The organism is Ferrovibrio sp. GW821-FHT12E11, assembly GCF_058806975.1.
In genome coordinates this window covers 1,110,396-1,130,544 of sequence record NZ_JBXAQG010000001.1, presented here as the reverse complement: position 1 = coordinate 1,130,544, position 20,149 = coordinate 1,110,396, and the positions used below count along the sequence as shown (strand labels likewise).

Here is a 20,149-nt window from a genome sequence, read left to right as displayed (position 1 = left end):
TTCAGCGCGTGCGGGGTTCGCGGCTGAGGCCGCGGGCCTCCAGGCGGCTGAGATAGTCCTGCCACAGGACATCCTGGTCATGGCCGCGGTCGTAGAACCATTCCCAGCTGTAGATGCCGCTGTCGTGCAGGTCGTCGAATTTCAGCCGCACGGCATAGGTGCCCACCGGCTCGATGCCGATGATGCCGACATGGGAACGACCGGGCACCAGGGTCTTCTGGCCGGCGCCATGGCCCTGCACTTCGGCCGAGGGGCTTTCGATCCGCAGGAATTCCGACGTGAAGCTGAAGCTCTTGCCGTCCTCGAACACCACCTCCAGCCGCTTCTCGGCCGAGACATAGCGCAGGTCGGTGCAGGCCGGCCGTCCGGCCTTCTGGTAGATGCCGTATTCGGTCATCGGAAATTTACGGGGTGTCGTCGATCTGACGGGCTTCGTCCACCAGCATGATCGGAATGCCGTCGCGGATCGGGAAGGCGAGGCCGGCCTTCTCGCTGACCAGTTCGCCGCGCGCGCGGTCATAGGTCAGCGGCCCCTTGGTCACCGGGCAGACCAGCAGCTCCAGCAGTTTCGGATCGACCGGCGCATTGCTGTGTGCCGGCGGCAGCGGCTGTTGCGGAACGGCCAGGGGATTGGGCGGGGTGAAGCCTTCGGTCATGATCTCTGATCCTTCAGTTCGGCTTGCGGCCGCGCGGCAGCGTGGTTTTGTCGAGCAGCGCCAGTTCCAGCAGGCCGACCAGCAGGGCGGCGCGGGCCTTGAAATCCCGGGCTTCCAGCAGGGCCTGTTTCTCGCCAGCGCTGAAGGGGCAGATCATGCCCAGCGAATGCACCAGCAGGTCGTCGTTCACCGCGCCGATGGCGTCCCAGTCGGCCGGCAGGTTGTGATGGGCGCAATAGCCGCGCAACGCATTGAGCAGGCGGCTGCGGTCGCACAGGCCGTCCACCTGCGGCGTCAGGTCATCGGCATAGGGCGTGTAATCCGCTTCCACCTGGCGATAGGGCGTATCGGCTTCCAGTTCGCGGGCGATCTGGAAGCGGCACAGGCCGCGCAGGGTCAGCAGCATGCGGCCGTCGTCGGTCTCGGTGGCGGAGACGATCTGGCCCAGGCAGCCGACCGGCTGCACATCGGCCGCATTCGACGGCGACTGGCCGCTGCGGCCGGCATATTCGCTCGGCTGCACCATGCCGATCTGCTTGGCGCCATCCAGCGCCGCCCGCGTCATCGCCAGATAGCGCGGCTCGAAGATATTGAGCGGCAGCAGGCCGCGCGGCAGCAGCAGCACGCCGCTGAGCGGGAAGATCGGAATCGTCGGGCTCAGGTCGCCGATGCCGGCGGGCGTGTCCTGCTCGAAGGGCGAGGGTTCCCGCATGGCGCGATCAGGAGAACAGGATCGACGACAGCTTGCGGCGGGCTTCCACCACCAGCGGATCCATCGGCCCGAGCGCCTCGAACATGGTCACCAGCTGCTTGCGCGCGGCTTCCTCGTTCCATTTGCGGTCGCGCTTGACGATATCGAGCAACTGGTCGAGCGCTTCGCCCTGGCGGTTGTCGCCCACCAGCGCCAGCGCATAGTCGTAGCGCGCCTGGTGGTCGTTCGGATTGGCGGCTACGGCGTCTTCCAGCGGCTTCAGGTTGCCGGCCGCCTTGGCGCCGTCTTCCAGCAGCTGCAGCGCCGAGCGCGCGGCGGCGATCTCGGCATGTTCGGCGATCGCCGGCGGCACGTTGGCCAGGATTTCCTTGGCTTCCTCCACCTCGCCCATGCCGATCAGCGCGCGGGCCAGACCGCCGAGCGCTGCGGGATTCTCCGGCTCGGTGCCCAGCGCGGTGGAGAAGGCGGTGGCTGCATCTTCAAAGGCCTGCTCGCCCAGGGCGGTTTTGCCGGCTTCGATCGCTTCGGCAGCCGTGTCCTCGATGGCGCCGGCGCCCGGCAGGCTTTCGACGAATTTCTTGAGCTGGCTTTCCGGCAGCGCGCCGACGAAGCCGTCGACCGGCTGGCCGCCGGAGAAGGCATAGACCGCCGGGATCGACTGGATGCGCAGCTGCTGGGCCAGCGGCTGATTCTTCGGATCGTCGACATTGATCTTGACCAGCTTCAGCTTGCCGTTCGCCGCCTTGACCAGCTTTTCCAGCGCCGGGGTCAGCTGCTTGCAGGGGCCGCACCACGGCGCCCAGAAGTCGACCAGCACCGGGGTCTTCATCGAGGCTTCCACCACATCCTGCATGAAGGTGGTGATATCGGCATCCTTGATCGCGTCGGCAGCCACAGCGGGTGCGCCGGCAGCGGCGGGGTCGGTGACAAAGCCGGTCAGGCCGGGCGTAGCGGCGGCGGGCTTGGGCGAAAGGTCCATGGCGGTCTTCACAATCGAAAAGGGTTGGCGACGAAAACAGGGTGTCGGCTGGGATCAGAGATAATGGCGTGGGGGGCAAAAGCCAACAGCCCCCGGTGCAAATGCCGACAAGGCTGGCGAAAATATAGGCATCAGCGGGCCGGTGCCAGACGGCTATTGCAGCCAGGAATCGCCTTTTCCCGCTGGTATGTCTCTTGCTTTGCTTTCCAAACCCGTATGACGCCCGCCGCATGACCGCTGACCGCATCGATATCGTCTGGATCCTGGTTGCCACCTGCATGATCTTCACCATGCAGGCCGGCTTCTGCTGCCTGGAGAGCGGCTTCGTCCGCGCCAAGAACAGCATCAACGTGGCGTTGAAAAACCTAGCGGATTTCTGCATCGCCGGCCTGCTGTTCTGGGCCTTCGGCTTCGCCTTGGCCTTCGGGGCGGGCGCGACCGGCTGGGTCGGCGCCAGCCACTGGCTGTTCGATGGCCGCGGCGAGATCACCATGGGCGCCTTTTTCCTGTTCCAGCTGATGTTCTGCGGCACCTCGGCCACCATCGTCTCGGGCGCGGTGGCCGAACGGGTCAGCTTTGCCAGCTACATGCTGATCACCATCGTGATCTCCGGCCTGATCTATCCGGTCTATGCCCACTGGGCCTGGAACACCGGGCAGTTCGGCGGCAGCGCCGGCTGGCTGGCGGCGCTCGGCTTTATCGATTTCGCCGGCTCCAGCGTGGTGCATTCGATCGGCGGCTGGGTCTCGCTCGCCGCCGTCCTGATCATTGGCCCGCGCGCGGGGCGTTTCAGCAGCGGCCAGACCGCCATGCGCGGCCATGATCTGGTGATGTCGACGCTGGGCACCATGCTGCTGTGGTTCGGCTGGTTTGGCTTCAACGGCGGCTCGACGCTCGCGCTCAACGAAACCGTGCCCTCCATCCTGGTCAACACCACGCTGGGCGGCTGCGCCGGCGCGGTGGCCACCCTGATCCTGTCGCAGCTGGTGCATGGCAAGATCCGCGTCGAGGATTTCCTCAACGGCACGCTGGCCGGCCTGGTGGCGATCACCGCCAACTGCCACAACACGTCGGGCCTCGGCGCCGTCATCATCGGTGCCATCGGCGGCGCCGTGGCGCTGGGCGCGGCCGAAGCGATGGAGCGGCTGAAGATCGACGATGCGGTCGGCGCCGTGCCGGTGCATCTGTGCGCCGGCGTCTGGGGCACGCTGGCGGTGGCGCTGTTCGGCGATCCGGCCGGCTGGCCCGCCAATGCGAACGGGATGGAGTATGACCGCCTGACCCAGTTCGGCGTCCAGGCGCTGGGCTGCGCGGCCGCCGCCGTCTACGGCTTCGGTATCACCTATGCGATCCTGCGCCTGATCAACCTGGTGCTGCCGCTGCGCGTGACCCTGGATGCCGAGACCGTCGGCCTCAACCAGGCCGAACACGGCGCCGGCTCGGCCATGCTCGACCTGGTCAACGACATGGAGCGCCAGCGCGGCCAGGGCCGCTTCGACCAGCCGGTGCGCGTGGCGGTCGGTTCCGAGGTCGAGCCGATCGCCCTGCAGTACAATCGCGTCATCGCCCGCGTGAATCGCGATGCCGAGGCCCTGCGCCGCGCCATCGACGACCTGACCCGCGCCAAGATCGCCGCCGAGGAAGCCAATCACGCCAAGAGCGCCTTCCTCGCCAATATGAGTCACGAGCTGCGCACGCCGCTCAATGCCGTGATCGGTTTTTCCGAAATCCTCACCAACCAGCTGTTCGGCACGCTCGGTGATCCGCGCTACAAGGAATACGCCAACGATATTCTGGCCAGCGGCCGTCACCTGCTCAGCCTGGTCAACGACCTGCTCGATCACACCCGCATCGAGGCTGGCCGCGTCGAGCTGACCGAGGCCGAGCTGGATGTGCAGGAGCAGTGCGAGATGGCCCTGCGCATGATCCGCGAACGTGCCGCCGCGGCCGATGTGGCGCTGCAGGCCGATCTTGGCGCCGGGTTGCCCTATCTGCAGGCCGACGAGCGCGCGCTGCGCCAGGTGCTGCTCAACCTGCTGGGCAACGCGGTGAAATTCACCCCCGCCGGCGGCAGCGTCACGCTCAGCGCCCGTCTGGAAGGCGACGGCCGCCTGGCGATCGTCATCAGCGATACCGGCATCGGCATGAAGCGCGAGGATGTGCCCAAGGCCTTCGAGCCCTTCGTGCAGCTGCACCACCATATGAACAAGGCCTATGGCGGCACCGGCCTGGGATTGCCGCTGGTGCAGGCGATGATCCGACTGCATGGCGGCTCGGTCACCATCGACAGCCGCGAGAACGAAGGCACGGTCGTCACCGTGCGTTTCCCGCGCAGCCGCGTGCGGCTACTGCCCGCTGTCGTGGCCGGCTAGGCGGCTCTTATCAGTCCGTCATGGCACGCAAGCGTGCCATGACGATTTGAATATGGGACTGTTACGCCGCTTTCCGCTTCTGCCTGTCGATATCGCGGCCGACCGCGATCAGATGCTGGCGCAGCCAGATCGAACCGGGGTCGTTCTGGTTGCGCGTCGGCCAGAACACATATTCGGTATCGCCTTCGGGCGCGACCGGCGGCGGCACGGCCATGATGCCGAGCTGATCGCTTAGACTGGCGATCATGCGGCTGGGGACGAAGGCGACCAGGTCGCTGCGCGCCACCACATGCAGGGCCTGCAGATAGCTTGGCACGGTGAGCGCCAGCGAGCGGGTGAAGCCGGCATTGGCCTGCAGCCAGGTGTCGATCAGGTCCTCGCGCAGGCCGCGGCCGATCACGCCGACATGGCGGGCCGCCAGGAAGACGTCCTGCCGCTTCAGCTTTGCGGCCAGCGGATGGCCGCGCCGCACCGCCAGCACATCGGAATCGCCGAAGACGCGATGATGATGGAAGCCGGGGAAGGCGTCGGCATGGCAGTTCACCACGAAATCGACGCTGCGGGCGAAATCAGGCCCGAGATAGGAAATCCCGCGCCACGGCACGACGTCGAGCCGGATGCCGGGTGCTGCGCCCGCCACGCGCATCACGAGCGGCGGCAGGATCAGGTTGGACAGATGGTCGGGCACCATCAGGGTGAAGCGCCGGCTGCTGCGGGCGGGATCGAAGCCGTCGGCCACGAACAGTCCGCGCACCTGCTCCAGCGTTTCGCGCAGGGGCGTGCGCAGGCCCTGCGCCCGCGGGGTCAGCTCCATGCCGGTGCCAACCCGCACCAGCAGGGGATCGTTCAGGATTTCACGCAGGCGCCGCAGCGCATGGCTCATCGCCGGTTGCGACAGGCCGACGCGCAGGGCGGCGCGGCCGACATGGGCATCGGTGACCAGCGCATCCAGCGCCACCAGCAGGTTGAGGTCGAGGCTCTGCAAATTCATCGCACGAATATAGATCATACAATCTATCGATTGGAAGAATGATTCCATCAGGGCCATGCTGCGTGGGCCAACCGCTATCGGAGATCTCGTCCATGATGACCGCGCATCAGCCTTCGCCCCGCATCGACCCGGCCCCGCCGCCCTATGCGCCGGATATCCAGGCCGTGTTCGACCGTCTGCCGGCCGGCTGGCAGCCGCCCTTTGCGCTGTTCACCACGCTCGCCCGCGACGGCAACCTGTTGCACCGTTTCATCCGCGGCGCACCGATCTATTTCGCCGGCAGCAACCTCACGGTCCATCAGCGCGAGGTGCTGCTGCTGCGCGTCACGGCGAATTGCCGCTGCGAATACGAATGGGGCCTGCGCATCCATTTCTTTCAGGCCGAGGCGGGCCTGAGTGACGACCAGGCCTATGCCAGCGTCTTCGGCAATGCCGAGGATGCCTGCTGGACTGCGGAGGACGCGCTGCTGGTCCGGCTCGCCGATGCCCTGCATGCCAGCGCCGATATCCCCGAGGGCCTCTGGGGCGTGGTCAGCCGCAGCTTCACGCCGGAAGCGGTGCTGGAACTGCTGCTGCTCGCCGGCTACTACCGCACGGTGGCCTGTCTAGCCAATGGCCTGCGTCTGCCGCCCGAACCGATGGGCCGTCGCTTTCCCATTGCCATCGCGGCTTGAGGCGAAGGTCATGGATGCCGCAACCAACAAGCGTCTGCTGCAGGAGGCCTTTGCCGAAACCGCCAAGGGCAACGGCCGGCTGTTCGTCGGGCTGATGGCCGATGACGTGACCTGGACGATTGCCGGCGGCACTGACTGGCCGCGCCGTTACGACGGCAAGGCCGCGGTGCTGGGCGATCTGCTGGCCCGCGTCGGCGCGCAGTTCGATGGGCCCAACCGCTGCGTGGCCGACAGCTTCATCGCCGAGGGCGACCGCGTGGTGGTGGAGGCGCACGGTCTGAACCGCACGCGCCACGGCGCCTACGAAAACCGCTACTGTTTCGTGATCGTCTTCCGCGCTGGCCGCATCGCGGCGATCACCGAATACATGGACACCGCGCTGGCCGAGCGGATGCTGCCTTATGCCGGATAGCCGCTCAGGCCGGGCCGGACCTTGCGCACCGCCAGGATGCCGAGCACGACGAACAGCGCCAGCGTCAGGCTTTCGGTGATCAGGAAGGGCGGCTCCGACTGTGTCGGCGCCACGGCCTTGAGCGATGGCACCTTGGCAAAGACCTGGGCGATGGCCACGAAGACCAGCAGGAACAGGCTGGCCACCGCGCCGCCGGCATAGATCGCGCCCCAGAGGCCGCGCATCCCGAAGCGATAGCGCGCCGGCAGGGTCACGGCCAGCACCAGCAGCGCCACGATGGCGGTGCCATGCGAAGGCAGGAAGACGGTGAAGGGGAACAGGAAGCCGGTAGCGCTGGTCAGCAGCGCGGTGGCCAGGAAGCTGGTGGTCAGGCCGGCGCTGTCGCGGCCGCGCAGCAGGTCGGCCACCACGGCAATGCCGGTGACGATGGCGGCGACGCTGATCAGCGTATGGCCGATGGTGAGCAGGGTGAGATACATGACGGGCCTCGGGGCGGGAGGAAGAGGGGCAGGAGAATAAGGGGCTGGCTGACGGCATCATGCGCCGGCCGGAGCGGCCACGATACTATACTGAGGTTTAGGCCGGATGACGGTTCGCCCCGGCCCCATTCACTTCCGTCCGATGCACGTCTGCCCGATTCACTTCGGCTTGGCGCCGCACCAGATCGCGGTCGATCACGGCCGGCCGGCCCGCGGCATCGAAGGGCGCCTGCCAGTGGAAGGCCTGCGCCGAGGCGCCGTGATCGTGCAGATGCTCCAGCCGTGCCACGGCCTCCCGCCAGTCGGGCCGATGGTCCGGCGCTACCCACCACAGCACATAGGGCGGCCAGGCGGGTTTGAGCGGCGGCAGGGCCGGCTTCAGGAACCAGTCGCGGCCATGGGCCAGCGCCTCGGCATGGAGGCCGTGATAGGTGTAAGCCATCGGTGATTCCAGGTCGGCCCACAGCGACAGCGTCGACGGCGAATGGGCATCGGCATGCTGGGTGTAGAAGCGTGGATAGGCATGCGGCCCCCAGCTCGCCGGTCCCGGATCGCCGTCATAACCGGATCGCGCGATGAAGCCGGCGGCGCGTTCGGCGGCGGCCAGGTTGGCGTCGTTGCGCGCATGGAATCCGTCATTGGCCGGATCAGCCGAGGGGCGGGTGAAAATACCGAAGGTATAGAGGGCGATACGGGCTGGCAGCATGCGACGGAAATTAGCCCGTCATGTCAGCTGACGTCGATCACAATCTTCCCGAAGTGGCTGCCGCTGCCCATGTGGTTGAAAGCCGCGCGCACGCCGGCTTCGGAGAATTCAAAACTCTCGTCCAGCACCGGCCGCGTCTCGGCCAGCGCCATGGCGCGCAGCATGGCATCCAGGCCTTCCTTGCTGCCCACGGTCACGCCCTGCAGCCGCACCTGCTGCATCACCACCAGCGGCAGCAGCAGATCGTTGCTGCTGGCGCCCGACAGCACGCCGATCATGGCGATGAAGCCGCCGGGCCGGATGGCGCGGATCGACTGCATGAGCGTGCCGGCGCCGCCCAGTTCGACGATATGGTCCAGCCCGGCGCCATCGGTGAGCGCACGGGCGCTGCGGCCCCATTGCGGATCGGTCTTGTAATTGATCAGATGGTCGGCGCCCATGTCGCGGGCCTTTTCCAGCTTGGCGTCGCTGGATGAGGTGACGATCACTTCGGCGCCGCAGAGCTTGGCGAATTGCAGCGCAAACAGCGCCACGCCGCCGGTGCCCTGGATCAGCACGCGGTCGCCGGGCTGCACCTTGCCGAGCGTGACGATGGCGCTCCAGGCGGTCAGCGCCGCACAGGGCAGCGCTGCGGCTTCCTCAAACGACAGATGTTCGGGGATATGCGCCAGCGCCCGGGCCGGGAACAGCCGCTGCTCGCAGAGCCAGCCATCCAGCGGTCCGCCCATGGAGACCGAGAATTTTTCCACGCTGGGTTCGCCGCTCAGCCAGGCCGGAAAGAAATGGCCCAGCACACGGTCGCCGGGCTTGAACGCCGTGACGCCGGGGCCGACACCGATCACCTCGCCGGCGCCATCCGACACCGGAATCAGCGGCAGCTTCTGTTTCGGATTGTACTGGCCCAGCGCCATCAGCCAGTCGCGGAAATTCAGCGACACGGCTTTCACCCGCACCAGCACCTCGCCGGCATGGGGCACCGGATCGGGCCGCTCCGCCATGCGCAGACTGTCGACCGAGAAGCCCTGCAGTTCGATGGCGCGCATGGATCGTCTCCGCTGTTCGGTTCAGGGCTTCGGGTTGGCCGGCCGCGATCTGGTCATGTCGATCATCATGAACAGCGATTTCGGTTCGCAGCTATGGCCATCGGGCCGGCAGGCGATGCCCCAGCGGCTGCGGCCGCCGGCATCGTCGCTGTCATCCAGGAAATAGAGTCGCAGGGTCCGTTTCGATACCGATGTGAGGTCCAGCCGGTAACTGCGCTTCGGCTCCGGATCGGCCGGAAAGGTCTCGCGATAGGCGCGGATCGCCGATGCGGCCTCGCCTGCGCTGACCGGGGTGAGCGTGATTGCCGTGAAATACGCGCGGTTGCCGATGGGCTCGGGATTGCTGTTCACCATCTGCGCCGGCAGGAACACCGGTTGGAAGCCGCCGGGCTGCGTCCAGGCCCAGCCCTGGCGCGCGGCGATCACATGGCCATAGGGCGTGCAGACGATCTGGCCCCATTGGTCCAGCGGCGCCGGCAGGCTGGTGACGGCATCTGCCGGCGTGCCCTGGCAGTCATCAGCATGAGCCGCGACAGCCGGCAGAAGCAGTGACGCAACCAGGCTGACGACGGCGAGGCGCAGCATGATCTACCCCGCGAAACTGACGGCGCAGCGGCCGAGACCCTCGGCCGTCACCTCGAACTGGTCGCCGGGCGCGGCCGGCAGCATGGCGAAAAACGTTCCGGTCATGATGACGTCGCCGGCCTTCAGTGGCATCTCGTCCTGCACCAGGCGGCCGGCCAGCCAGGCCAGCGCATGCAGCGGATTGCCATAGACCAACTCGCCGGTGCCCTTGGCTGCGGCTTCGCCGTTCTTGGTCATGCTCATGGTCATGCGGCGCAGGTCGAGGCCGTCGAGCCTCCGCGCCGGATTGCCCAGCACGAAGGCGCCGCCATTGGCATTGTCGGCGATCAGGTCCAGCGGCTTGGCATCCAGATTGGCGATGCGGCCGCCGACCACCTCGATGGCCGGCACGCAATAGGCCACGGCGCGGTAGATATCGGCCAGCGTCGGCTGCTCCATGGTCAGGTCGCGGTCCAGCACGATGGCCACTTCGCCCTCGACGCGCGGCTGCATCACGCGGCCCGGGGCCACCTCGTCGCCGTCGCCCATCAGCATGTCGGCATAGAGGATGCCATAGGCCGGCTCCTTCAGGTTCATCGCCTTCTGCGCGGCTTTCGCGCTCAGCGCCACCTTGCGGCCGATCATGCGCCGGCCCTGTTTCACCCAGTGATCGCGGTTCAGCGCCTGCACGGCATAGGCCGAGGCGAGATCGCCCTCGGGGAAGAGGTCGCGCACCGGCGCGCAGGGCTGGCCGGTTTCGCCGGCCTGGCGCAGCCGCAGGGCGGCGGTCTGGATCGGATCGTCCTTGGCCATCAGCTCAGGCTCCTTACGTCAGACCGGCAGCAGCATTGGTTTCAGAGGCGGCGACCTGCACGGATTCACCGGCGGCGATGATCTCGTTCCAGGTGGTGGTATCCACCGGAATGCCCTCGGCATTGCGTTTCGCCTTGGATTTGCGCTCGGGCTCGCCGGCGACCATTACGCCCTTGCCGTCAGGGCCGGGCGGGGATTTCTTCACCCAGTCGACAAAGGCGGCAGTCTCCGTCTTCCAGGTTTCGGCGCCGCCCAGCTTGGCTGGATCGATAATGATCGACAGCATGTTGTTGGTGATGGTGTTTTTCGCCCAGCTGCCGTCATGCATGGTGATGCCGCCGGTCAGCGCGCCGGCCAGCAGTTCGGCGATCACGGCAAGGCCGTAGCCCTTGTGGCCGCCGAAGGCGAGGATGGCGCCGATGGGGGCATTGAACATCGTGGTCGGGTCGGTGGTCGGCGCGCCCTGTGAATCGATCAGCGTGCCGGGGGCGATCTGCTCGCCCTTGTTCATGGCAACGCGCACCTTGCCCATGGCGATCATGCTGGTGGCCATGTCGAGCACGATCGGTTCGCCGCCCGGTTCGGTGGCGGGCAGGGCGCAGCAATAGGGATTGGTGGCGAAACGCGCATCCGATCCGCCAAACGGCGCGACCAGCGCCGGGCGGCCGACCACATTCACATAATGCGTCGAGACCATGCCGGCGGCGGCGCATTGCTCGCCCCAGTGGCCGATGCGGCCGATATGATGGCTGTTGCGCAAGCTCACGATGCAGGCGCCGAGGTCGCGGGCGCGGCGGATGCCCAGCTCCATGGCCTCATGGCCGATCACCTGGCCATAGCCCCAGTCGCCATCGAGGTTGAGGATGGCGCCGGCGTCGCTCAGCAGCGTCACCGATTGATTGACCTTGAGGCGCTTTTCCACCACGGCGAGGATGTATTGCGGCAGCATGCCGACGCCGTGGCTGTCATGGCCGGTCAGGTTGGCCAGCACCAGGTTGTCGGCGACCAGGGCGGCCTCGCGCGCATTGCTGCCACCGGCCAGGCAGATATGGCGCACGGCGGCGCGCAGCTTCTCTGGTTTGACAATGACGGTACCAGCCATGGTCTCGGGTCCTCCTGATTGCCGTCCGGTTTAACGCAACGGCGGCAGCGGAACAACGGGCATGCGGTATTTGACCGGGGCGGCGGCTTCCGGCAAAGTGATCTTATGCACAAGATTCTGCCGCTCGCCGCTCTGCTGCCCCTTCTTGCCGCCTGCGCTTCGCCGCTGGAGGAAAAGGCCGAACGCGCCCGCAGCGCGATGATCGGGTTCAGCGATGCCCAGCTGATGGCCTGCGCCGGCGAGCCGACCGCCCGCAACCGCGAAAATGATGCCGATCTGTGGAGCTATTTCCGCGAGACCAGCCGTTCGGCCGAAGCGCGTTCCGACCTGGTCGGCTACACGCCGACCGGCCGCGGCGATGCGGCCTACGATTACTTCCGCTATTGCGAGGCGACCTTTGTGCTGCAGCGCGGCCGGGTCAGTGCCATCGAATTCCGCGGCCGCACTGCGACAGGCCGCGAGATCATGGAGCCCTGCGGCGCCATCGTCGACCGCTGCGTGCCAGATAAGAAATAAGCCATCGCACTCACTGTCGTCATTCCCGCTTTCGCGGGGACGACGAAAAAAGCTAATGCGCCTCTTCCCAGTTCAGGCCGATGCCGGCTTCCACGGTCAGCGGCACCGACAGGCTGGCGGCATTCTGCATCACCCGCTTGGCCACCGCGATCAGCGCCTCGACTTCCGCGTCCTGCGCCTCGAATACCAGTTCGTCATGCACCTGCAGCAGCATGCGGGCCTTGAGCCCCTCGGCGGCCAGCGCGGCAGGCAGCTTCGCCATGGCGCGCTTGATGATATCGGCGGCCGAGCCCTGGATCGGCGCGTTGATGGCGGCGCGTTCGAGGAAATTGCGCTCGGCCGGATTCTTCGAATTGATATTGGGAAAATGCACGCGCCGGCCATACAAGGTCGTGACGAAGCCGTGTTCCTTCACCTGCTTCTTGGTGCTGTCCATATAGGCGCGGATGCCGGGATAGCGCTGGAAATAGGCTTCGATATAGCTCTGCGCCTCGCGCTGCGGGATGCCCAGCTGCGCCGCCAGGCCGAAGGCGCTCATGCCATAGATGATGCCGAAGTTGATGGCCTTGGCGGCGCGGCGCACCATCGGGTCCATGCCTTCCACCGGCGTGTTGAACACCTGGCTGGCGGTCAGCGCATGAATGTCGATGCCGTCGCGGAAGGCATCCTTCAGCGTGTTGATATCGGCGATATGGGCGAGGATGCGCAGCTCGATCTGCGAATAGTCGGCCGAGACCAGCTTGTGGCCGGCTTCGGCGACGAAGGCCTTGCGGATCTTGCGGCCTTCCTCGGTGCGCACCGGAATATTCTGCAGGTTGGGATCAGACGACGCGAAGCGCCCCGTATTGGTGGCCGAGAGTGCGAATGAGGTGTGCACGCGGCCGGTCTTGGGGTTGATCTGCGCCACCAGCGCATCAGCATAGGTGCTTTTCAGCTTGGCGAGCTGGCGCCAGTCGACCACCACGCGCGGCAGTTCATGGCCCTCGGCGGCGAGTTCTTCCAGGATATCGGCGCCGGTCGAATAGGCGCCGGTCTTGCCCTTCTTGCCGCCGGGCAGCTTCATCTTGTCGAACAGGATCTCGCCGAGCTGCTTGGGCGAGCCGATGTTGAAGCTCTCTTCCGCCAGCTCATGGGCTTTCTTCTCGAACGCCTCCATGCGCTGGGCGAAGTCGGCCGAGAGGCGATTGAGTTCGGCCGGATCGACCTTGATGCCGGCCACTTCCATGGCGCAGACGACCGCGGGCAGCGGCCGTTCGATGGTCTCGTAGAGCGCGGTCTGCTTCTCGGCCAGCAGGCGCGGCTTCAGCACATGATAGAGCCGCAGCGTCACATCGGCGTCTTCGGCGGCATAGTCGCGCGCCTTGTCCAGCGCCACTTCGGCAAACGAGATGCGCGCCTTGCCGGTGCCGGTCACTTCGTCATAGCTGATCGGTGTATGGTTCAGATGGCGCTGCGACAGCTCGTCCATGCCATGGCCGTGTTTGCCGGCATCCAGCGCATAGGAGATCAGCATGGTGTCGTCGTAGGACACGATGCCGATACCGTATTTGTCGAGTACCGCCATGTCGTATTTGATGTTCTGGCCGATTTTCAGCACGCTCGGATCGGCGAGCAAAGGCTTGAGCGCCTCCAGCGCCTCGGTCACGCCAAGCTGTTTGATCGCGCCCGCGCCGGAGAAATCCAGCCCGCCGCCGCCCGGCGCGACATGACCGACCGGGATATAGCAGGCCGCGCCCGGCGCCACCGCTAGGCTGATGCCGACCAGGCTGGCCTTGGTGGGCGAGAGATCGGTGGTCTCGGTGTCGAAGGCGATGATCCCGGATTCAAAACCGCGCGCGATCCAGGTCTGCAGCGCGCCCAGATCCTGCACCAGCTCGTAATGGTCGCGGCTGACGGGCGGCGTCTCCGGTCCGCCTTCGCCGGCATAAGCGATCGGCGTCGTCGATTTATGCGCGGATGCCACCGGTGCGCTGTACATGGTCTCCGGCCGTGCCGTGACTCCGGGCGCGCCGCCGCTCATATCCACGCCGCGCGACTTCAGCCGGTTCTCGATGCGGCTGGTCAGCGTGCGGAATTCCATCTCGTTGAGGAAGGCCGAGAGCTTGGGCCATTCCACCGGCCCGAGCTTGAGATCGTCCAGCCCCAGCTCCAGCGGCACGTCGTCCTTCAGCTTCACCAGCTGATACGAGATGCGCGCCTTGTCGGCGTTGTTGAGCAGCGTCTCGCGGCGTTTGGGCTGCTTGATCTCAGCCGCACGCGCCAGCAGTGTTTCCAGGTCGCCATAGATGTTGATCAGTTCGGCGGCGGTCTTGATGCCGATGCCGGGCACGCCGGGCACGTTGTCGGTGCTGTCGCCGGCCAGCGCCTGCACGTCGATCACCTTGTCGGGCGAAACGCCGAACTTCTCCATCACCTCGGCCGGACCGATGCTGCGATCCTTCATCGGATCCATCATGCCGACGCCGTCGCGTACAAGCTGCATCAGGTCCTTGTCGGACGACACGACGCAGACCTCCATGCCGGCTTCGTTGGCGATGCGGGCATAGGTCGCGATGATGTCGTCGGCCTCGAAGCCGTCTTTTTCGATGCTCGGCAGGCCGAAGGCGCGGGTGGCCTCGCGGATCGGGGCGAATTGCGGGATCAGGTCTTCCGGCGTCTCGCTGCGGTTGGCCTTGTATTCGGGATAGATCTCGCTGCGGAAGGTTTCGCGGCCGGCATCGAAGATCACCGCCATATGGCTGACGGCCTCGTCATGCTCGGCCTTGTCGCGCAAGGACGAGAGCATGTTGCAGAAGCCCGACACGGCGCCGATCGGCAGGCCGTCGGATTTGCGCGTCAGCGGCGGCAGCGCGTGATAGGCACGGAAGATGTAGCCGGAGCCGTCGACGAGATAGAGGCGGTGCTTGGAGGCCATGCCGGCTTAATGGCCGTGCCCGTGGCCGGCGCCCTCTTTGAGCAGATACTGCCGGCCGCAATAGGGGCAGTCGATCTCGTGCTTGTCGCCCATGTTCAGGTAGACGCGCGGATGGCCCAGCGCACCGCCGCCGCCATCGCAGGCGACAACCGGGCTTTCAACGGTGATCGTCTCGGGAGCAGATGATTTGGCGGCCTGCATGGTCTTCTCCGGGGTCGGTTCGGGCCCCGGTCCTTTGACCTTGGGGGCACGGAATGATACCTAGCCCAGTGCCGTCCGCCACGCCAGCCTTTCAGGCCATAAACGCCATGTCAGAAGCCCCGTCGACCGACTCCATTCCGGACCGGAATGCCGCCATTTCCGTGCGCAATCTGGTCAAGGTCTATGGCAAGGGCGCCAAGGCCAAGCAGGCTTTGCACGGCGTGTCGCTGGATATTCCGCGCGGCAGCTTTTTCGGTCTGCTCGGCCCGAACGGGGCCGGCAAATCCACGCTGATCAATATCCTGGCCGGCCTGGTCAGCAAGACCGGCGGCCAGGCCATGGTCTGGGGCCACGATATCGACCGCGAGACGCGCCTGGCGCGCGCCGCCATCGGCGTGGTGCCGCAGGAACTCAACCTCGATCCGTTTTTCACGCCGGAAGAGGCGCTGGAATTCCAGGCCGGCCTCTATGGCGTGCCCAGGGCCGAACGCCGCACGGCCGAAATCCTCGCCGCCATGGGGCTGAGTGACAAGGCGAAAGCCTATGCGCGCACGCTGTCGGGCGGCATGCGCCGTCGCCTGCTGGTGGCCAAGGCGCTGGTGCATGCGCCGCCGGTGCTGGTGCTGGATGAGCCTACCGCCGGCGTCGATATCGAACTGCGCCAGCAGCTCTGGGCCTATATCCGCCGGCTGAATGCGTCCGGCGTCACCGTGGTGCTGACCACGCATTACCTGGAAGAGGCCGAGGCACTTTGCGATCATATCGCCATCGTCAACCACGGCCGCATCGTGGCGCATGACGCGACGCCGAAGCTGCTGGCGCGGCTCGACCGCAAGGATGTGATCCTCACTCTGGCGGCCGATCTGCAGACAGCGCCGGCAAGCCTGGCGGAGCTAGGGGCGGAACTGCTCGGGCCGCGACGGCTGCGGCTGCACTACCGCCCGAGCCAGACGCCCTTCCCGCAGGTGCTGGCGCAGTTGCAGGCGGCCGGACTGGAGATCGTCGATCTCTCGACCCAGGAAGCCGACCTGGAAGACCTGTTCCTGGAGCTGACGCGCAAGGCGGCCTGAGGCCGCAATCCGGCAGGACACGGGGCCGGAAACGGCGAAAAACAGTTGCCGTCCATGGTTCCGCTCTGGCATCAATTCCGCAACTGGAATTGAATCTGCGAGACGGTTGAACCCCGTGATTATCCTCGTCGAAAACGGACAGACCTTCATCCCGCCGACCGGCCGCAAGGTTGCCATCGTCACCCTCGTCATCGGCGACCGTTATGTCGATATCTGGCAACGGCTGTGCAGCGAGTCCTGGCAGAGATACGCCGACCTCTGTGGCTTCGACCTGATCGTGGTGTCCGGCGCGCTGGACACCGGTACGCGGGCTGCGGCGCGTTCTCCGGCCTGGCAGAAATTGCTGATCCTCAATCAGGCCTGGTCGCAGCAGTATGAGCGCATCATCTGGCTCGACTCAGACATCATCATCGCGCCCAGGGCGATCAACATCATGGAGCAGGCCGGCCCGCCCGAGAAGATCAGCCTCTGTCCGGTCGGCGGCCAGATGTCCGATGCCGCCCGGGCCATTTACATCGAACATTTCCACAAGGTCCGCATCAATCCGGCTTTCGAGCGCGACATGTGGAAATGGGAGATGCACAATCTCTTCCAGGCCCATGGCATCGGTCCGCTGGACACCATGTTCAATACCGGCGTGATGGTGCTCTCGCCGGCGCATCACAATGCACTGTTCCTGGAATGCTACGAGGGTGAACATGTCGGGCGGCTTTACGAGCAGCCGCAGCTCTCGGCCTTCATCACGGCCCGCGACCTGGCGCATCCGATCAGCAGCCGATTCAACTGGGGCATCCAGGAGGCGCTGGTGCTCTATCTGCCCGAAACCATCGGGGTGAAGCAGATAGCCGAGGAAATTCGCGACGATGTGATGAAGCTGACGCGGTTTTTTATCCGGCGCGAACTGGCGAACAGCTATTTCCTGCACTTCTACGGGTCGATGGGCGTCCTGGCGCGGCTGACCCATGACGATGTGTTCGGCGGCGATCTGTACGGGAATGTATGACGCCACAGGGCGGCGTCGGCCTCGCGGGGCCGGTAGCCGACCTGGAAGACCTGTTCCTGGAGCTGACGCGCCGCGCGGCTCAGGCCATGCGGCGGCCTGGCATGCAGGCCGAAACCGCCGCTAAGCGGATTTGCGCAGGGCATTTTGAAAGCGCTGGTGCACGGCGTCCAGGTCATAGGGTTTGCGGATCATCGGATCGAGGCCATGCTCGCAATCCAGCGCGACACCGGAGGTGATGATCACCGGTACGGCTGGGTGATGCATCATGACCCATTGGGCCAGGCCGGCGCCATCCATGCTGCCGGGCATCTGCAGGTCGGTAAAGACCAGATCGATGATCTCGCTCTCGAACCAGAGCACCGCTTCGGCCGCGTCCTCGGCCTGCAGCACGGTATAGCCGCGGCTTTCCAGGTAATCGGCGGTGGTCAGGCGGATCAGCAGATCGTCTTCCACCAGCAGGATGGTTTGTGCGGTCACGGGCGGTGTTTCCACCTGCATGACGCTGAGTCCGCTGGTGGAGGGGAGACCGGTTTTGACAGATGCGGCCTGAGCCTGAGCGCGGTTTGCGACAATGCCCGCAGGCAATACAATACCTGCAGACAGTTTGGCTGTCCGCGCGGCAAAATCCATGATTTCTGGGGAAGTCACTGGCAATACTCCGGTGCCGGCTTCAGTTGCGTATACTGGCACGCATCAGCAACCCATGCACGGCCTTATGGTTCCGGTTTCGGCCAGCCGGGGCTGGTTGGTGGATTTTTGTCACAGGAATGGTGGAAGAGTGACGGAAGCGGGTGGCATTAGCTCGTGGCTGCGCACTTGGGCAAGGTCGCGCGGGAAGGCGATGGTCACCTTGGTGCCGCTGCCATTGTCCTGTGCGCCGAAGCTGATCTGGCCGCGCAGTTGCTTGACCAGCAGTCCGATCACCTTCATGCCGAAGCCACGGCTGGGCTGGTCGATCTGGCCTGCTGGCATGCCGGGGCCTTCATCCGATACCGACAGCGTATAGCCGCTTTGGGTATCGGCGAAATGCACCGCCACATTGCCCCTGCCGTATTTGATCGCATTGGTCACCAGCTCGTTGATGATCAGGCCGATGGCCACGATCCGCGCGGTGGGCAGTCTCACCTCGGCGCCACTGACCGCGATGGCGCCGCGGTTACTGGCCTGCAGCACGTTGGACAGATCGTCGCAGATGCGCTGCAGATACTGCGTCACATCGGCATGCTCGATGCCTTCGTTCAGGTAGATATGCTGATGCACGCGGGCGATGGCCGAGACGCGGCTGGCCGCCTGTTTCAGTTGTGACGACACGTCGTCGTCGCTTTTGCTGCGGCTCTGCATCGACAGCAGTCCGGCAACCAGCTGCAGGCTGTTCATCACCCGGTGGTCGATCTCGTTGGCCATGATGGCGGCCAGGCGCAGGGCCTTTTCCTTGTCGGCTGCCACCTCGGACAGGGCGGCGGCGGCCTGCCGCGCGGTTCTCCGCTGTTCCAGTTGGCTCATGGCGATCGCGGCCAGGCTGCCCAGGTTGGCGATCTGCCGGCGGGTCACGTCGCGCGGCTTGCGGTCCATGACACAGAGCGTGCCGATATTGGAGCCGTCCCCGGCCTGCAGCGGGATGCCGAGATAGAAGCGCAGGCCGAAGTCGCCAGTGACCAGCGGATGCGCCTCGGCGCGGGGGTCGGCGGCGGCATTCGCCACCAGCCAGGGGCGCTTTTGCAGGATGGCCGATACGCACAGGCCGGGATCGCGGCCGATCTCAGGCAGCGCCATGCCATGGCGCGATTTGAACCAGACGCGGCCCTCATCGACGATGCTGATCAGCGCGACCGGGGCGCGCAGCAGGTCGGCAGCCAGATCGGTGATGTGGTCGAACGAACTTTCGGGCGGGGTGTCCAGGATATCGTAATGCCGCACGGTGGCGATGCGGATCGCTTCCGATTGGGGGCTCGCGGTAAGCCGATGGAAAGACGACGTCATTGCATGCGTCTCGTGGCGGCTTGGGTTTTGGTCAAGGCGACACCCTACGCCCGAAACGCGCATCTTCAAAGGTGACTCTCCGTAAAAATTGTAGCGCATTGGAGGTAGTTACAATTTTAAGGTGTATGTGATTTGGGGGCATAGGACTGGACTTGACTATTTGTTCTCTTTTTGTATCATATTGTCTGAATACCGTCTGGGCCCCCTGTCTGCGGCCATGAAAGCCTTCGCCTTCGATCTGTACGCCCGTTACCCGGATGGCCGGCAGCAGCCGCTGCGCGGCCGGATCTCCGGTCCCGCAGCCGATGCCGCGCGCGGTTATGTCTGCGCCTGGACCTGCTCGCTGTTCGGCGGCGGCAGCTTTCATTCCGCCTATCCGGAATGGGCCTATGCGAAAGCCGTGTCCTTCATCCGCATCGAATGCGAGATGCAGCACGCAACGCTCTGCGATACCGAAGGCCGCGAGATCGCGTTGCAGCCGCCGACCGTCGACGGTTACGGCCTGCCCTGTTTCCCGGAGGCGCGCTTTCGTGGCCGCACGTTGCAGAACGGGGTCTGGACCGATTTCACGGCTGGCGTGCGACCGCCGGAACGCCGCCTGCCGCAAACCGGCATGACCGATATCTGGGGCTGTGAGGTCGCGTGTTCCCTGCTGGATATCCGGGGGCCGATTCTGTCCTCCTGGCCCGAGCATGGCTATGAACTGGCGTATCGCTTCCTGCGCCGCCTGCTGGAGCGCGAGGCGCCGGTCACCGCCATGAATGGCGCCGCCCTGCTGCTGCGGGCGCCGGTGCGGCCGCCGCGCCGGCACTGACTGATCGCCCAGGATGTAAAAGGCATCGCCTTGGACAGGGAGAACGCGAGCAACGCAGAATAAGACGGAATAAGCATCGGATAAGACCGGATAAGCCGGAATAAGGCGCAACAGGCGGCGGATAAGCCGGACCACGCCCGTAACAAGA

22 protein-coding genes are annotated in these 20,149 nt (G+C 65.6%); 7 read left to right on the top strand and 15 right to left on the bottom strand.

Going from position 1 to position 20,149, the window contains the following annotated elements:
* Position 1: 1 nt before the first annotated feature.
* The 4 genes from AC1ROT_RS05610 to AC1ROT_RS05595 are packed head-to-tail and all read right to left on the bottom strand — an operon-like array spanning position 2 to position 2,347.
* Positions 2–397 (bottom strand): gamma-butyrobetaine hydroxylase family protein, encoded by a 396-nt coding sequence (locus AC1ROT_RS05610; protein ID WP_492997680.1) that lies wholly within the window; start codon positions 395–397, stop codon positions 2–4.
* 7 nt (positions 398–404) lie between these two features.
* A complete protein-coding gene (locus AC1ROT_RS05605; RefSeq protein ID WP_492969648.1) occupies positions 405–656 on the bottom strand; it encodes a Trm112 family protein in 252 nt (83 codons plus the stop codon).
* Between the two features lie 13 nt (positions 657–669).
* Entirely contained in the window at positions 670–1,368 is a 699-nt protein-coding gene (locus tag AC1ROT_RS05600; RefSeq protein ID WP_492969649.1) for an LON peptidase substrate-binding domain-containing protein, read from the bottom strand.
* Positions 1,369–1,375: 7 nt separating this feature from the next.
* Complete coding sequence (locus AC1ROT_RS05595; protein WP_492969650.1) at positions 1,376–2,347, bottom strand: tetratricopeptide repeat protein; 972 nt, start codon at positions 2,345–2,347, stop codon at positions 1,376–1,378.
* 230 nt (positions 2,348–2,577) lie between these two features.
* Here AC1ROT_RS05595 and amt point away from each other — a divergent pair, with 230 nt between their 5' ends.
* Complete coding sequence (gene amt, locus AC1ROT_RS05590; protein ID WP_492997679.1) at positions 2,578–4,719, top strand: ammonium transporter; 2,142 nt, start codon at positions 2,578–2,580, stop codon at positions 4,717–4,719.
* A 61-nt stretch (positions 4,720–4,780) separates the two neighbouring features.
* Here amt and AC1ROT_RS05585 read toward each other — a convergent pair whose 3' ends face one another.
* Positions 4,781–5,728 carry a LysR family transcriptional regulator gene (locus AC1ROT_RS05585; protein WP_492997678.1) on the bottom strand — a complete coding sequence of 316 codons (948 nt, stop codon included), beginning with the start codon at positions 5,726–5,728 and terminating at the stop codon, positions 4,781–4,783.
* Positions 5,729–5,802: 74 nt separating this feature from the next.
* On the opposite strand from AC1ROT_RS05585, the gene AC1ROT_RS05580 reads away from it, so the two are divergent.
* Entirely contained in the window at positions 5,803–6,384 is a 582-nt protein-coding gene (locus AC1ROT_RS05580; RefSeq protein ID WP_492997676.1) for a carboxymuconolactone decarboxylase family protein, read from the top strand.
* Between the two features lie 10 nt (positions 6,385–6,394).
* The gene (locus AC1ROT_RS05575; protein ID WP_492997675.1) at positions 6,395–6,796 is read left to right on the top strand and encodes a nuclear transport factor 2 family protein; all 402 of its coding nucleotides are present in this window, start codon (positions 6,395–6,397) and stop codon (positions 6,794–6,796) included.
* Here the strand turns inward: AC1ROT_RS05575 and AC1ROT_RS05570 are convergent.
* From AC1ROT_RS05570 to AC1ROT_RS05545, 6 genes are all read right to left on the bottom strand, one after another.
* Positions 6,784–7,275, bottom strand: coding sequence for a hypothetical protein (locus AC1ROT_RS05570; protein ID WP_492997674.1), 492 nt, complete (start codon positions 7,273–7,275; stop codon positions 6,784–6,786). The two genes, AC1ROT_RS05575 and AC1ROT_RS05570, sit on opposite strands and share 13 nt — an antisense overlap.
* Positions 7,276–7,372: 97 nt before the next feature.
* Complete coding sequence (locus AC1ROT_RS05565) at positions 7,373–7,981, bottom strand: DUF3291 domain-containing protein (protein WP_492997672.1); 609 nt, start codon at positions 7,979–7,981, stop codon at positions 7,373–7,375.
* Between the two features lie 23 nt (positions 7,982–8,004).
* Complete coding sequence (locus AC1ROT_RS05560; RefSeq protein ID WP_492997671.1) at positions 8,005–9,024, bottom strand: zinc-dependent alcohol dehydrogenase family protein; 1,020 nt, start codon at positions 9,022–9,024, stop codon at positions 8,005–8,007.
* A gap of 21 nt (positions 9,025–9,045) precedes the next feature.
* Positions 9,046–9,609, bottom strand: a complete 564-nt coding sequence (locus AC1ROT_RS05555) for a hypothetical protein (RefSeq protein WP_492997669.1) — start codon at positions 9,607–9,609, stop codon at positions 9,046–9,048.
* Between the two features lie 3 nt (positions 9,610–9,612).
* Complete coding sequence (locus AC1ROT_RS05550) at positions 9,613–10,401, bottom strand: 2-keto-4-pentenoate hydratase (protein WP_492997667.1); 789 nt, start codon at positions 10,399–10,401, stop codon at positions 9,613–9,615.
* A gap of 13 nt (positions 10,402–10,414) precedes the next feature.
* Positions 10,415–11,503 (bottom strand): malate/lactate/ureidoglycolate dehydrogenase, encoded by a 1,089-nt coding sequence (locus tag AC1ROT_RS05545; RefSeq protein ID WP_492997665.1) that lies wholly within the window; start codon positions 11,501–11,503, stop codon positions 10,415–10,417.
* A 105-nt stretch (positions 11,504–11,608) separates the two neighbouring features.
* On the opposite strand from AC1ROT_RS05545, the gene AC1ROT_RS05540 reads away from it, so the two are divergent.
* Entirely contained in the window at positions 11,609–12,019 is a 411-nt protein-coding gene (locus tag AC1ROT_RS05540) for a hypothetical protein (protein WP_492997663.1), read from the top strand.
* Between the two features lie 52 nt (positions 12,020–12,071).
* Here the strand turns inward: AC1ROT_RS05540 and polA are convergent, their stop codons facing one another.
* Both polA and AC1ROT_RS05530 read right to left on the bottom strand, forming a co-directional pair.
* Positions 12,072–14,933, bottom strand: coding sequence for a DNA polymerase I (polA, locus tag AC1ROT_RS05535; RefSeq protein ID WP_492997661.1), 2,862 nt, complete (start codon positions 14,931–14,933; stop codon positions 12,072–12,074).
* 6 nt (positions 14,934–14,939) lie between these two features.
* Positions 14,940–15,134: a zinc-finger domain-containing protein gene (locus AC1ROT_RS05530; RefSeq protein WP_492969663.1), complete on the bottom strand. Its 195-nt coding sequence runs from the start codon at positions 15,132–15,134 to the stop codon at positions 14,940–14,942.
* Positions 15,135–15,241: 107 nt separating this feature from the next.
* On the opposite strand from AC1ROT_RS05530, the gene AC1ROT_RS05525 reads away from it, so the two are divergent.
* Positions 15,242–16,204, top strand: coding sequence for an ABC transporter ATP-binding protein (locus AC1ROT_RS05525; RefSeq protein ID WP_492997659.1), 963 nt, complete (start codon positions 15,242–15,244; stop codon positions 16,202–16,204).
* 115 nt (positions 16,205–16,319) lie between these two features.
* Positions 16,320–17,207, top strand: coding sequence for a hypothetical protein (locus AC1ROT_RS05520; protein ID WP_492969665.1), 888 nt, complete (start codon positions 16,320–16,322; stop codon positions 17,205–17,207).
* A gap of 120 nt (positions 17,208–17,327) precedes the next feature.
* On the opposite strand, the gene AC1ROT_RS05515 is transcribed toward AC1ROT_RS05520, so the two are convergent.
* A complete protein-coding gene (locus AC1ROT_RS05515; RefSeq protein WP_492969666.1) occupies positions 17,328–17,684 on the bottom strand; it encodes a response regulator in 357 nt (118 codons plus the stop codon).
* Between the two features lie 282 nt (positions 17,685–17,966).
* Positions 17,967–19,187, bottom strand: a complete 1,221-nt coding sequence (locus AC1ROT_RS05510) for a histidine kinase dimerization/phosphoacceptor domain -containing protein (protein ID WP_492969667.1) — start codon at positions 19,185–19,187, stop codon at positions 17,967–17,969.
* 217 nt (positions 19,188–19,404) lie between these two features.
* On the opposite strand from AC1ROT_RS05510, the gene AC1ROT_RS05505 reads away from it, so the two are divergent.
* Positions 19,405–20,001: a hypothetical protein gene (locus AC1ROT_RS05505; RefSeq protein WP_492997657.1), complete on the top strand. Its 597-nt coding sequence runs from the start codon at positions 19,405–19,407 to the stop codon at positions 19,999–20,001.
* Positions 20,002–20,149: the final 148 nt, after the last annotated feature.